The sequence below is a fragment of the Amphritea pacifica genome, assembly GCF_016924145.1.
Lineage (GTDB): Bacteria > Pseudomonadota > Gammaproteobacteria > Pseudomonadales > Balneatricaceae > Amphritea > Amphritea pacifica.
In genome coordinates this window covers 1-13,743 of the sequence record NZ_JAFFZO010000019.1, presented here as the reverse complement: position 1 = coordinate 13,743, position 13,743 = coordinate 1, and the positions used below count along the sequence as shown (strand labels likewise).

Sequence of the window (13,743 nt, the reverse complement as noted above, 5' to 3'; positions counted from 1 at the left end):
ACTATATTATTGAATTTAAAAGAGTTTCATCAAAACAAAAGGAAAGTTGTTTGTCATAATCTGAACAGATCAGAGGTGATTGTCGGGTCTGCTACATTCGCTCAGACAGAAGATTCAGTCATCTCCACTGCTCACTTAGTCAAGCGCTATCACTGAACGGACAGCCTACTGTCAACTCAGGAACGGTTTCAAAGGTAGCAACGGGAATTGGTCAGCGGTCGGTGTAAAAAGAGTGCAGAGTCATTGAAACCTGTTGCGGATTACCATCAGAATAAACAGCCTGTCATGCTCATGGGCTTTGAGAAAATCTGCAGTTTAAGTTTACAGCGTTGATTTCAGGATTTTCTGAGTCTCAGCAACTAATGATCACGCCATTGTCCGGTATTGTAAAATCAGGGCGATAATATCGTGATCACTACAAACCGCTTCCATTGCATCGTTGAGGGTGCGTCGCTGGGGAAGTGATATATTAAACTTATTGCGCAAAACTTCGCTGACCTGTTCATCGGAATCAGGATCAAACGCCTTGCCGGCAAAATTACATATTCGTTGTAGAGTAAACGCTCGGGACGCCATGAATACAATATCCAATCGTGTGGGTGGAATGAATCTATTGGGTGAAGATACTCGCATTACGCCAGCAAACTACAGCCACAGAAGAGGGGCTCATAGTGCGGGGAATAACAACGGGTGTATTAGCAGGCTATAAAAGATGACGGCGCTCTGAAGTCCGAGCGCGGTTTAGTTTATCGGCTGACGATATTACTTGTTCTGGGGCTTGCCTAATACAATATGACGCGGGCCGCCATTATTTTCCCGGCCGGAAACGCCTTTCTCTATCTGCTGGATCTCACCACCGGCCTTCAGGAAGGCAGCTGTCTGTTCTGCGATTGAATCGTGTGTCTGACTTGCTGCTGCTTTTTTAGATTTAACTGCCATAAAATAACTCCGTTTGAGTGGTGGCGGAGCATTATACCATTTTTCATGACTCTTCGGTGGGATATTTCCCCCCACCAAGGACCCGCGCTAAAAAATGAATTTTGGCAGGGCTTAGCGTTTATTATCTTATGAAGTTAACAGCGCATCAAAATCAACCAGCGGTAAACTTTCAAAGCCTGGCCTGGCAAGCAGATACCCCTGCATCAGTTCAACACCGGCGTCACGTAACCAGACAAATTCTTCGATGGTTTCAATCCCTTCAGCCAGTGGAGTGATCCCCAGATCACGGAACATATTAAGGCAGTTAATCACAATCGACTGACGCACATTGTCTTCGTGGATATTCCGAACCAGGGCCATATCCAGTTTAATAATATCGGTCTGAAAGTCGGCCAACAGATTCAAACCGGAATGGCCGGAACCAAAATCATCAGTCGCGGTTTTAAAGCCCAGCGATTGATAATACTCAACGATGCGTTTGATATGATTACTGTCTTCGATCTTTTCCACCTCGGTGAACTCAAACATAATTTTCTCAATAGGAAAATTGTATGTCCGGGCGGCCTCCAGGGTCGTGCGAATACAGAGCTCTGGCCGGTAGATAGCATTAGGCAGAAAATTGATACTCAGAATCGATCTGATATCGAGCTGAGCGGCCAGAGCGATCGCCTTCACCCGACACAACTGATCAAAAGTATAGCGATTATCATCATTAACCCGTGAGATAACCGAATAGGCAGATTCATTATTCAGGCCACGCACCAGTGCTTCATAGCCAAAAATAGTCTGGTCCGCACAGTTCACTATCGGCTGAAACGCCATGGTAAAATCGAATTCAAGTCCCACTTCATCAGCACAGTTGCTGCAGACCAACTTCTTACATTCTGTTGGGATATCAGCCATAACGGTTACCCCCCTCCCCATCATACCCAGCACTTATCATGTTTCTGTCATGATCTGATTAAATGCCTGCATCAGAGCACTGTCATAAGAGCACATACATAACAATTGTCAGAGTATATGAAATAACCCGGTAGGGAAACGGTATTCCCTCTACTCAAAACTTAGCGCCCTTCAGTAACACTAACAGGATGTGTAGATCCGGGGCACTGCGTTATAACTTCCTCACTTCAATGTTCATCGTCTGAATCCGATAGGCGATCTGACGCGGTGTCATATTCAGCAACCGGGCAGCTTTCGCCTGCACCCAGCCGGCCTGTTCCAGGGCGGCGATCACCTGACGGCGTTCATCCATATCCGCATCCTCCGCTGATCCGGACAGCTCAGAAGTCCCTCTCTCTTGTGGCGGATGCTGAGGGGGCGGAGGGGCAATTTGAGGGGCCGACTGCGACGTCAGCGAGGCAAAGTTTCCCCCCATCAGCTCAGCACTGTTAAAGGAGAAATCATTCTCTTCAATGACGCCCTCCTCGGCCATGATAGAGGCACGCTCAAGGGTGTTTTCCAATTCCCGCACGTTACCCGGCCATGAGTGAGTCATCAGTTTTCGTACTGCATTTTTGCTGATATCCAGTGGTCGTCCCTGCGCCTTACCGATCTTCGTCAGCAGGAAATTAACCAGTTCAGGAATATCTTCTATCCGCTCCCGTAGAGGTGGCAGGTTGATCGGCATAATATTCAGCCGGTAATAGAGGTCTTCCCGGAAACTACCATCGCGGACCTCCTGCTCGAGGTTTCGGTTGGTGGCGGCCACAATTCTGACCTGCACCGAGATGGTTTTATTACCCCCGACCCGTTCAAACTCCCCCTCCTGCAATACGCGTAGCAGTTTAGCCTGAAACATCGGTGATATTTCGCCAATCTCATCGAGAAACAGTGTGCCCTTATCTGCCTGTTCAAAACGCCCCTGGCGGGTGCGGGTGGCACCGGTAAAAGCCCCTTTCTCATGGCCAAACAGTTCTGACTCCAGCAGGTTCTCAGGCAGTGCGGCGCAGTTCAGGCGGATAAAGCTATTATGTGCCCGCGGCGAGTTATAATGAATCGCACTGGCCACCAGCTCTTTACCGGTGCCTGACTCGCCCCGCAACAGCACGGTGGTATCCCATTTCGACACCCGCCGGATCTGCTCAAACATTTGCACCATGGTCGGAGTGTGCCCGACCATCAGGTTCTCGAAACCAAACTTGCCTCTGACCCGCCGACGCAGCTCATCCCGCTCATCGGTCAGTTGCTGTTGCTGATGTTCCACCTCACCCAGCAGACGCAATAGCTGCGCCAGCAGGTTGGCGATCATGTTGAGAAAACGGCACTCTTCCGCCAGAAACCGCTCCGGGTCAGAGGTCGGCTGAGCCGCCAGCACTCCAACCACATCCCCCCGCTGATCCTTAACCGGTACGCCGATAAAGGGCAGACTCAGCTCAAACAGTTCCAGCCGGTCAAGAAACCGCTGTTCGTTGGCAAGGTTAGGCAGCACTAAAGAACTTTGTGACTTTAAAATAGATCCGACCAGCCCCTCCCCCTGTTGATAACGGGCCGCCTCTTTGGCCCGCTGCACCACATCAGAGTCACTGTGCACCGCACTGATATAGAGGTTTTCCATCTCATAATCTTTGAGTGCGATCAAACCATTTTTCATCTCCGCTTCGTTATGCAGAATTTTCAGCACTTCATCTAAGCTGGGGTTCAGGTCTAAGGAGCGGGTTAACGTCCAGCATATTTTATCCAGCACGCACAGCTGGCGCTCAAACAGCTCTGTTCGGGTAGCGGCACTATTCGACATCATATATCCCCATCAACCTTCCCGTGCATCGATTGGCAGATGCACCAGAATCCGGCAGCCATCCTTGTATTTCGGATCGATTGAAACCGTTCCACAATGTTCCGTTACCACCTCCTGCGCCAGGGTAAGCCCCATGCCGCGCCCAGAGGTGGGGGTGTAGTTGCTTTTGGTACTGAAAAAAGGTTCAAACACTTTTGTGATCATCGCTTCCTGAATGCCCGGACCGGTATCTGCCACACTGACCACAATCTCCTCTCTTTCCACCCGGGTGGTAACCTCAATCTCACGTCGCGAAGGGCGCTCCATCTCAATCACATCGATGGCGTTGTCCACCAGTTGCTTAAACATACTGTGAAGACGACTCTCCCGGCCTTTAATAGCCGGAACATAGACGGAAGGCAGCCAGACCACCTGAATGCCGTTACGCAATAACCGAGACGTAGAGAACTCAAGTACATTGCGTAGCACCTCATTGATATTGATTGAGCCAAATGAGCGGGGTTTGCCCTGGGGTACAACGCCTTCAAGCATGCTGCAGGTGTCCTGGCCAATCTGGATCGCCTCTTTCAGCACATCAACGATTTTCTCTGCAGAGAGTTCAGTCCCTGCGGCACTCTGCTCCAGCATCCGCACCGCGGCCGACATCAGATTCAGCGGCTGCTGAAATTTAAACATGGCACCTGAGAGCGCTTCGCGCAGGTGATACACCGACTCCTCTTCCGCGATCAGCAGCTGCATCGCATTCATATGCTCCAGCCGCTCACGGTGACGCATTTCGGTAATATCCTTGATCACCAGCATCTGATAGTTCTGCACCGGGTTAGAGAAAAAACCATCGGCACTTTCATCCCCTATCCCAACAATACTGTAATCACAGGAGAAGATTCGGTGTTGCTTACCTTTACCCACTTCAAGGGTGACCTCGTGGCCAGCAATTGTCTCTCCGGGCTTGAGTTTTTGCTGGTTAAAGTCAGCCCCGAGATCCTCTTTCAGTTTAGACAGAAACAGCGCACCCGGTTCGATGGGAGCGATATCGGTGGCCAGGGTTTTATAGGCGATGTTATCCAGCACCACCCGGTTTGCCTGATCCATCAGCACAATCGAGGTGTGGGCCGCGTCCAGCACCTTTTCGATCATCTCTTTCTGGTTCTGCACCCGTTGCTGCAGCATATGCAGCTCGGTGACATCCCGATGCATCCCCAGATAGTTGATGGTTTTATTGTTCTCATCCAGAACCGGCGCCACCATCAGTTCGGCCAGATAGCGTTTACCATCCCGGCGACGGTTCACCAGCACTCCTTCCCAGGGCTTCTGCTGGGTTAACCGTCCCCAAAGGGATTCATAAACAATTCGGGGGGTATTATGGTTGGACAGAATTGATTCATTCTTGCCCAGGACATCCTCTTTTGAATACTCAGTTTCACGACTGAAGGTCTGGTTACTGTAGATGATATTGGCGCTGAGATCGGTGATCGAGATCGCGATAGGGGCGTGTTCGACAGCCTGAAAAAACACGCTTCCGGGCAGCCCGGAAAAGATCGCCTGTTCTTCCGTATTATCAACGTTGTCATTTGCATGAAGATTGTCGCTGACTTGTTTGATCATAACCGCTCCTCTGATTCGCACTGCTGAAACTGATTTTGCAATTATTAAGCCACTCCCTCTGTTTACCGTTATAGCGCGGTTTACGGCCAGAGCCCCGACAATTCCCATACAAAAAATGCACCATTAAGGTTCAGATAATCGCTAAATTGTCGGAAATACGACAAACAAACCGAGCGACAAAAGCGATGTAACGTTTTTGACAATGTTGCTAAACATACAGAAACAAAAAGAACACAAAAGCTTATATTTCAACATCTTACCAATGGCACAGTTAATGCAGACAGCTTATCAGCATATATCTGTTGAGGTTGCATTGATGGAATTAATCACGCTGATGGTCGGCACTGTGCTGGTCAATAACGTCGTTCTGGTGAAGTTTCTGGGTCTCTGTCCGCTGATGGGCGTGTCCAATAAATTCAGTACCGCGACCGGTATGGGAGTGGCAACGACCTTTGTCCTGACCCTTTCATGTATGTCAGGCTGGTTAATTGAACACTACGTGCTTGAACCGATGAACCTGCAGTATCTGAGAATCATCTGCTTCATCCTGGTGGTCGCCGCCGTAGTGCAGTTTACCGAGATGATGATTAAGAAAAGCAGCCCGCTGCTACACCGGACACTAGGCATTTTCCTGCCCCTGATAACCACCAACTGTGCCGTACTGGGTGTCGCGCTCATCAACATCAGCGAGGGGTTCTCCTTTATCGAAAGTATGACCTATGGCATTGGTGCCTCAATCGGTTTCTCTCTGGTTCTGATTATCTTTGCCGGGCTGAGGGAACGCCTGGCGCTGTCAGAAGTGCCGAAAACCTTTGCCGGCACACCGGTGGCACTGGTCACCGCGGGTATTCTTTCAATGATTTTTATGGGGTTTGGCGGGCTCGTCTAGGTTGACCGTTGCGCTACTCACCGTTTTCAGGGTTTAAAAAACTGGACTTTTTAAACCTGAACTTTTTAAACCATAGCTTAGAAGGGTAAATATTATGTTTCTGACTATCGCTGTACTGACTTCCCTCGGATTAATGCTGGGATTTATTCTGGGTTATGCAGACAAAGTCTTTGCTGTTGAAGAGGACCCGCTCATTAAGGATGTCGAATCTATGTTGCCGGGCACCCACTGTGGCCAGTGTGGTTTTACCGGCTGCGGCAGTGCAGCTGAAGCGATGGTGAATGGCCAGGCCGATGTCACCTGCTGCCCTCCTGGCGGCCAGGTGCTGGCAAAGAGTCTGGCGGACAAGCTGGGGGTGACAGCGGATCTGAGCAACCTGACATCGGTTCCGTTAACCGCATCGGTTGAGGAATCTCTCTGCACCGGTTGTTGCCGCTGCTTCAGAGTCTGCCCGACTGACGCCATCATCGGTGCCAATAAGCAGCTCCACTATGTGTTTAAAGAAGCCTGCACTGGTTGTGGTAAGTGTGTTACCGCCTGCCCTGAGAACTGTATCGCGCTGCATCAGGAAGAGCAGACTCTGGACAACTGGCACTGGCCTAAACCTGCGGTGGTATAAGACGATGTTGATGAAATTTAAAGTGCGCGGTGGCGTGCACGCGGATGAGCGCAAAGAGCAGAGCACAGATAAACCGATCCGGGTATTGGGAATCCCGCCACTGCTATCGATCCCCCTCAGCCAGCATGCAGGTCTGCCAGCGAAACCGATAGTCGCAGAGGGACAGCATGTGCTCAAAGGTGAGCTGATCGGTGCGACTGCAGGCGACCGCTCAGCGTCAATTCATGCGCCGACATCGGGAACAGTACTGGGTATCGGTCGGATTCAGGCCCCCCACCCGTCACTGCTGAGTTACGATGCGATCCACATCGAACCGGATGGACTGGACAGCATTTACCTGCCTGAAACCCCGGTTGATCCACAACAACTCAGTGCAGCAGCAATTGCCGATCTGGTAGATAGCGCAGGCATAGTCGGTCTTGGAGGCGCAACCTACCCGGCAGCGCTGAAGCTGAAAGCCGGATCGCGTCAGAATGTCCATACTCTGATTCTGAATGGCAGTGAATGTGAGCCCTACCTCACCTGTGACGATATGCTAATGCGTGAGCGCGCCGCTGAGATTATCAGTGGTGCCCAGCTGATTCTCAAAGCAATTAACGCCAAACAGATTATCGTCGGTATTGAGGACAACAAACCGCAAGCGATAAAAGCGATGCGGGAGGTTGCTCAGACAGATTCAAATGTTGAAATCAGGGTAATTCCAACCCGCTATCCAATGGGTTCAGCCAAGCAACTGATCAAAGTGATCACCGGTAGCGAGGTACCCACTGGCGGGCGCAGCTCTGATATTGGAGTGCTGGTGCATAACGTGGCCACCTCCTTTGCGGTACATCAGGCGATCTATCAGAACCGCCCACTGATCTCCCGGGTGGTGACGCTCTCGGGGCAGGCACTGGCAACGCCACAGAATGTTGAGGTGCTGATAGGCACCCCGGTACAGTGGTTGCTGGAACAGTGTGACGGACTGGTTGCGACGCCGGCACGGATGCTGATGGGTGGACCGATGATGGGACAGATTCTGCCCAATACCGGCGTGCCGATCACCAAAGGGGCCAGCGCGATTCTGGCGCTCACCAACGAGGAGATTAACTCAGCTGCGGCCTCCCCCTGTATTCGCTGTGGCAGCTGTGTGCAGGCCTGCCCGATGGGCCTGCTGCCGCTGGAGATGGCTCGCCACTCCAGGGCAGACGACTACGATGGCGCCAATGAGTTCGGCCTGAAAGACTGCATCCTGTGTGGCTCCTGCGCCTATGTCTGTCCCTCCCATATCCCCCTGGTGCACTACTTCCAGTTTGCCAAAGGCAAGCATCGGGAGAATCAGATCCAGTCAAGCAAAGGGGAATATACCAAATCACTTTCTGAAGCACGTCTGGCCCGGCAGGAAAAAGAGGCTGCAGCAAAAGCCGCGGCAAAAGCGGAGAAGGCAGCTAAAGCGGCGGCCCGCAAGAAAGCGAATAGTCAAGTTGAGAAGGTCTGAGCACTATGATGATTTCATCCCCCCATGCGCATGATCGCAGCTCTGTCGAAAGAACAATGTATCTGGTCTGCTTTGCGTTACTCCCCGCAACACTGCTGGGGTTCTATCTGTTTGGCTGGCCTGCCATCAACCTCTGGGTTCTCTGTATCGCCTCAGCGCTGGCCAGTGAACTGCTATGTTTATCGCTCGCGGGCAAGCGTATGAGTTTTGCCCTGGATGGCTCAGCCATACTTACCGGCTGGATTATCGCCATGACACTGCCCCCCTGGGGCCCCTGGTGGCTGGCGGTTACCGGAACACTGTTTGCGATCGTTATCGGTAAACACCTGTATGGCGGACTGGGGCAAAACCTGTTTAACCCCGCCATGCTGACCCGGGTCGGACTGCTGATCTCCTTCCCCCTGGAGATGACCACCTGGGCCAGTGTCAATCCGATTACGGAAGCCTCAGCACCCGGCTTTCTTCAGGGACTTGAGATTACCTTTCTGGTCACTCCTCTGAGCGATGGTCTGACCGGCGCCACGGCACTGGGCCATGTCAAAACCGCACTGACCGCCGCGATTCCTTCCACCGTTTCGGTGGCGGAAATTTTCAATGTTAACGATGCACTGACCGGATTTACCCGTGGCAGTCTGGGGGAGACCTCGGCACTGCTGATGCTGGCAGGCGGCATCTTCCTGATCTGGAAACGGATCATTCACTGGTATATCCCGGTTGCCCTGATCGTCACCGTGGCGGCCATGGCAACCCTGTTTAACAGTATCGATGCTGAACGTTACGCCCCGGCGGTTTACCATCTGCTATCAGGTGCACTGATGTTTGGTGCCTTCTTTATTGCGACCGACCCGGTCACTTCGCCCTCCAATGTCAAAGGCCAGTTGATCTACGGCATGGGGATAGGCCTGGTCACCTTTATCATCCGCACCTGGGGGTCCTTCCCTGAGGCGATCGGCTTCGCGGTACTGTTTATGAATGCCATGACACCCATAATAGACCGTTATTTCCGTCCGAGAATCTATGGCTACAACTACAAGGGGGCGCCCCTGAAAGTGGCGAAAGAGTAGTGATAAAGAGGAGTAAACAATGAAGCCCACCAGAACCATTGCAATCCCCAGCTTTACCCACCGCATCGGTTATCAGGCGGGTCTGCTAGGTGGTATGGCAACCATCATCAGCCTGCTGCTGATCATGGGTGATCAGAGCACCCGCGAAGATATTCAGCTAAGACTGGAGGAAGACACCCGGATCATGCTGGATCAGGTACTCCCCGCTGACCTGTATGACAACAACCCGCTGGAGCTGCGCTACAGCCTCAAAGACAGCCCCTTCCCCGGCCATAACGTCGCCTATCTGGCGACCCGGAACGGACAGCTGTCCGGCCTTGCCATGGAGGTGGTCGGCAAGGGTTACAGTGGTGATATCGTATTACTGCTCGGGCTGAATGAAAAAGGCGAAATCACCGGCGTGCGCACCATCAGTCACGCAGAAACCCCCGGGCTGGGGGACAAAATAGAGATTAAAAAGAATGACTGGGTCACCTCTTTCAATGGCTATTCGCTGGAAAACCACTCGGCAACCCAGTGGCAGGTGAAAAAAGATGGCGGCGATTTTGACCAGTTTACCGGTGCCACCATCACCCCCAGAGCGGTCGTAAAAGCGGTGAAAACCGGCCTGATACATTACAGTCAGCAGCGCGCCACGATTGAGGGACAGCTCAGTGCTGCGATGAGCGCAAATAAGGAGGCTTCAAAATGACACAGCAATCCTATGCAGAGATCTGGGCCGACGGGTTGTGGAATAACAACGTCGTACTCGGGCAGATGCTGGCACTCTGCCCGCTGATGGCGGTCACCACCACCGCCAGTAACGGCCTGGGAATGGGCATCGCCACCCTGGCAGTGATGCTGGTCTCCAATATGCTGGTCTCGATGATACGCGGGATTATCACCCCTCAGGTACGGATACCGGTGTTTATTCTGCTGATCGCCGCGATGGTGACTCTGGTGGATATGTTCCTCAACGCCTGGATGCACGAGCTGTATCAGGTGCTGGGGCTGTTTATCCCGCTGATCGTCACCAACTGCGCCATACTCGGCCGGGTGGAAAGTTTCGCCTCAAAAAACAATGTCGGCCCATCGATGATTGATGGTCTGGCCATGGGGGTCGGCTTTACCTGGGTGCTGGTGCTGCTGGGCGGCATGCGCGAACTGCTGGGCAGCGGCACCCTGTTTGCCGATGCATCACTGCTGCTGGGCAACAGTTTCGCATTCATAGAGATGACAATCTTTCCCGATTATGGCGGTACCCTGCTGCTGATCCTTCCGCCTGGTGGCTTTATCTGTCTCGGCCTGATTCTCGCGGGAAAACGGGTCACCGACCGTAAGCTGGAAGCCCGCCGAAACGCAATGCAGGGTCGTTTGCAGGAGGAGTCTGTATGAAAGTGTCGATCGCCTATGCTGGCGAAAAAAAACAACTCTGGTCCGATATTGAGATCGATGACAGCGCCACGGTAGAAGCCGCCATCGAAGCATCTCAGATTCTGGAGCAATGCCCGGAGATCAACCTGAAAACCCAGAAGATCGGCATCTTCGGCAAACTCACCCGGCTGAACGCTGCGCTTGAAGAGGGCGACCGGATTGAGATCTATCGCAAAATCATCCGCGTTCCTGACGACGATGATGACGATGATGACGATGATTAATTCCTGAAGGGATCAGGGCGTTTTTACCACAGAGGGCACAGAGGACACAGAGAAAAGAATCTGGAGAGATTACTCGTTCCCACGCTCCCGCGTGGGAATGCATACCTCGCTGCCCATGCTCCGCAAACCTTAAATAACCCAGGCCTCCGGCATAACCGTTTGCACTGGAGCATCACCAATGGCACAACTTCATCCACATTACCTCGCTTGAAGAGGGCGACCGGATTGAGATCTATCGCAAAATCACCCGCGTTCCTGACGATGATGATGACGATGAGGATGATTAAGCCACCAGGGCGTTTTTACCACAGAGGGCACAGAGGCCACAGAGAAAAGAGCTGAGCGGGATAGATTTTCAACAGATCTGTTCCCTTTTACTCTGTGGACGATGCTTAATGGCCTGGTTACATAATATAGTTCGACACTTCGATAAGGTTGCCATCAGGATCTCTAAAATAAACGGATACGATTTTACCAGTCGCACCCGTTCGATTAACCGGCCCTTCAATAACGGGTACATTACAAGCCTTCAGATGCGCAATAACCTGTTCTACTGGCTGTTTGATAATAAAACACAGATCGGAACTACCAGACGTAGCCCTGCCTGCTTTAGGCTCAAACTCCCTACCCAGTTGATGCAGGTTAATTTTCTGACATCCAAAGGATAATGCTACCCGCCCCTCTCCAAAAACAACCTTTTCCATCCCCATAACGGATGTATAAAAACGTACAGTTTCATCAATATCGTTAACGGTCAAAACAAGGTGATCGATTCTTTCTACTTGCACAATATTTCCTGGTTAATTGAGATATGACACCCGGCGTATGAGCGAGCGATGATCCGCAGCTGCACCAGTTAAGTGGCTCTGACTTCCCTGAGATGTTGCAATTCAAGCCCCCTGATAAACCTTAAATGCAGTTTCTGCAATTGAGGACGTAAGGAAGTAGGTAATCAAAAAAATAATGATTGGGAAAACCAACGCAAAGCCGGCTTTGAATTCAATAAAGGACTGTCTTAGCCAGATATAACAGGAATATATGGCCCTGATTTGTGATTTAGAATATGCCTGTCCCTTCTACTCCTTCTTCTACTCCCTTTTTCTCCGTCAAATTTTCCGCTACTAGTTTGAATCATGGCAGCGATGCGAAGATATGGAAACTCTTGATCATAAGTTCGTGTTAATTCCAAATAGCCATTGTGGTCTGCAATTTTCATACGCTTAACGCCACGCACATCAGCGCGAGCTTGCGAGCGTCTGGCAGCCGAAGGCTGCGTAGTGCTGCGCTTGGTTATGTGTTTTCCCCAATTGATGCCCTGCTACATTTAATCCATTTTTCTGGCGGTTTGGGATCTTTTGCAATGTATTGCTCAAACAAATCTAACAGCTGATCTCTATTACCAAATTCTAGGCCACTCTTCTCCGAAACTGTCCGAGCAAGATCGTGTTTGTCACTGCGCCAATCGATAAAGCAGCACTCAGCGCTACATGAAGCAACCAAAAAGTTAGGAATATGCTCAAATGCCGGCTTATCCACTACAAGTACGTTGCCAGATACACGAGACGACAATTTGTATGCCTTTGTCAAAGCCGTTCCCATCACGGGTATCGTAGTCATTAAACCAGCACCGAGCCGCAGAGTTCCATTGTCAGAGAATCTGACCGCGTCGGGGTAGCAGCCATTAATGTCAGTCATGTCACCAACGGAGATAGCGGCTTTTGTGCAAACTCCTCTCATCACCATATGGCGCATTATCGCAGCTGCGATTGCGATACACCTGCTAGAGTCGGTTTCTTCAAAGTTTGAAACAATAACAAATCCATCACCAAACTGGTGGGCAAAAATCCGATCAGCTTCATTCAAAGCAATATCACCTGGGTATGCGCGCTGACCAATTTTTATTATTGCGTCCATCAGCTCATGTAACGCCCATATCGCCTTACTTCTCCCGGTCTCACCACTCTCGTAAAGAGCAGAAAATCCTTCAATATCAATCGATACTCCCCAGCGTCTATCCACAAAGGTTATCCTTTTTTTCCATCAGCGTGTTCACACAGTCGTGGTAGAGCGCCTCGTTACCGAGACGACCCCACACAGATCCGGACGTGCGGAACTACCGCATCCGGTTCTTCAATAATATCCTCGCCCGTGTAAAACACAGACCCTCAATACCAGTCCACTGCTATCACTCTTTTACTCACTCGCATGGGCTGGATTCCAAAATATCTTAACATCTCCTTCATCCCTGACCACGTGTAACTTTTCCGACCACTTCGCCGGTTTAGCCCGATATACAGACTGTTGAGTATGTGACCATAGATCCGCCCCACACTCAGGCTGTTGTCCGGTAACGTAAAGTAGTTCCTGAATCCGGCAATCTTGCATTTTAGTTGTGGCATCCAGTGATCCAGTCGCCGATGGCGATTGTCTTTAATCCACGCATAAAACGTTTGCAAGGCCATCTTATGTTTCTTCGGGGCAGTCTTTCGTCTGAGCCGTGGCTCGCCGTTAAAGTCCTTATCCCAGTAGAAACGAAAACCCAGAAACTCAAAGTGCCGTTGTTGTCCCGGGTGAAAGCGACTAAAGCGTTTAATCGAGGTCTTCTCCGGCACAACGTCCAGATTGAAGGTTCTCAGTCTGGGAGCCAACTGCTCATAGAAGGCCCGCGCTTCGTCTTGATATTGAAATGCCACCACAAAGTCATCCGCATAACGGATGAGCATTGCCCTGCCTTCAAGCTTGGGTTTGATCTTCTTCTCGAACCACAGATCTAAAG

General features: G+C 51.1%; 15 protein-coding genes. 7 read left to right on the top strand and 8 right to left on the bottom strand.

Going from position 1 to position 13,743, the window contains the following annotated elements; all coding sequences use genetic code 11:
- Positions 1-366: 366 nt before the first annotated feature.
- The 5 genes from JW499_RS12155 to nifL all read right to left on the bottom strand — a co-directional run bounded on the left by JW499_RS12155 (position 367) and on the right by nifL (position 5,281).
- Positions 367-576 (bottom strand): hypothetical protein, encoded by a 210-nt coding sequence (locus JW499_RS12155; protein WP_205210857.1) that lies wholly within the window; start codon positions 574-576, stop codon positions 367-369.
- A 186-nt stretch (positions 577-762) separates the two neighbouring features.
- Positions 763-939 carry a hypothetical protein gene (locus JW499_RS12150; RefSeq protein WP_091362223.1) on the bottom strand — a complete coding sequence of 59 codons (177 nt, stop codon included), beginning with the start codon at positions 937-939 and terminating at the stop codon, positions 763-765.
- 126 nt (positions 940-1,065) lie between these two features.
- Positions 1,066-1,842, bottom strand: a complete 777-nt coding sequence (locus JW499_RS12145) for an EAL domain-containing protein (RefSeq protein ID WP_205210856.1) — start codon at positions 1,840-1,842, stop codon at positions 1,066-1,068.
- Between the two features lie 211 nt (positions 1,843-2,053).
- Positions 2,054-3,679, bottom strand: coding sequence for a nif-specific transcriptional activator NifA (gene nifA / locus JW499_RS12140; RefSeq protein ID WP_205210855.1), 1,626 nt, complete (start codon positions 3,677-3,679; stop codon positions 2,054-2,056).
- 9 nt (positions 3,680-3,688) lie between these two features.
- Positions 3,689-5,281 carry a nitrogen fixation negative regulator NifL gene (nifL, locus tag JW499_RS12135; RefSeq protein WP_205210854.1) on the bottom strand — a complete coding sequence of 531 codons (1,593 nt, stop codon included), beginning with the start codon at positions 5,279-5,281 and terminating at the stop codon, positions 3,689-3,691.
- 313 nt (positions 5,282-5,594) lie between these two features.
- On the opposite strand from nifL, the gene rsxA reads away from it, so the two are divergent.
- The 7 genes from rsxA (at position 5,595) to JW499_RS12100 (ending at position 10,967) form a co-directional block, all read left to right on the top strand.
- Positions 5,595-6,170 (top strand): electron transport complex subunit RsxA, encoded by a 576-nt coding sequence (gene rsxA / locus JW499_RS12130; RefSeq protein ID WP_205210942.1) that lies wholly within the window; start codon positions 5,595-5,597, stop codon positions 6,168-6,170.
- A gap of 94 nt (positions 6,171-6,264) precedes the next feature.
- Complete coding sequence (locus JW499_RS12125) at positions 6,265-6,789, top strand: RnfABCDGE type electron transport complex subunit B (protein WP_205210853.1); 525 nt, start codon at positions 6,265-6,267, stop codon at positions 6,787-6,789.
- Positions 6,790-6,799: 10 nt separating this feature from the next.
- A complete protein-coding gene (rsxC, locus tag JW499_RS12120) occupies positions 6,800-8,266 on the top strand; it encodes an electron transport complex subunit RsxC (RefSeq protein ID WP_205210852.1) in 1,467 nt (488 codons plus the stop codon).
- Between the two features lie 5 nt (positions 8,267-8,271).
- On the top strand, positions 8,272-9,330 hold the full coding sequence (locus JW499_RS12115; protein WP_205210851.1) for an RnfABCDGE type electron transport complex subunit D: 1,059 nt from the start codon (positions 8,272-8,274) through the stop codon (positions 9,328-9,330).
- 19 nt (positions 9,331-9,349) lie between these two features.
- Entirely contained in the window at positions 9,350-10,021 is a 672-nt protein-coding gene (gene rsxG, locus JW499_RS12110) for an electron transport complex subunit RsxG (RefSeq protein WP_205210850.1), read from the top strand.
- Positions 10,018-10,704: an electron transport complex subunit E gene (locus JW499_RS12105; RefSeq protein WP_205210849.1), complete on the top strand. Its 687-nt coding sequence runs from the start codon at positions 10,018-10,020 to the stop codon at positions 10,702-10,704. Before rsxG ends, JW499_RS12105 begins: the two co-directional genes overlap by 4 nt.
- Positions 10,701-10,967 (top strand): RnfH family protein, encoded by a 267-nt coding sequence (locus tag JW499_RS12100; RefSeq protein WP_205210848.1) that lies wholly within the window; start codon positions 10,701-10,703, stop codon positions 10,965-10,967. Before JW499_RS12105 ends, JW499_RS12100 begins: the two co-directional genes overlap by 4 nt.
- 404 nt (positions 10,968-11,371) lie before the next feature.
- Here JW499_RS12100 and JW499_RS12095 read toward each other — a convergent pair whose 3' ends face one another.
- The 3 genes from JW499_RS12095 to JW499_RS12085 all read right to left on the bottom strand — a co-directional run.
- Entirely contained in the window at positions 11,372-11,755 is a 384-nt protein-coding gene (locus tag JW499_RS12095; RefSeq protein ID WP_205210847.1) for a VOC family protein, read from the bottom strand.
- A 502-nt stretch (positions 11,756-12,257) separates the two neighbouring features.
- Positions 12,258-12,986, bottom strand: a complete 729-nt coding sequence (locus tag JW499_RS12090; protein WP_205210846.1) for a hypothetical protein — start codon at positions 12,984-12,986, stop codon at positions 12,258-12,260.
- 146 nt (positions 12,987-13,132) lie between these two features.
- The coding region (locus JW499_RS12085; RefSeq protein WP_269814564.1) for a reverse transcriptase domain-containing protein at positions 13,133-13,743 on the bottom strand (611 nt) is incomplete at its 5' end.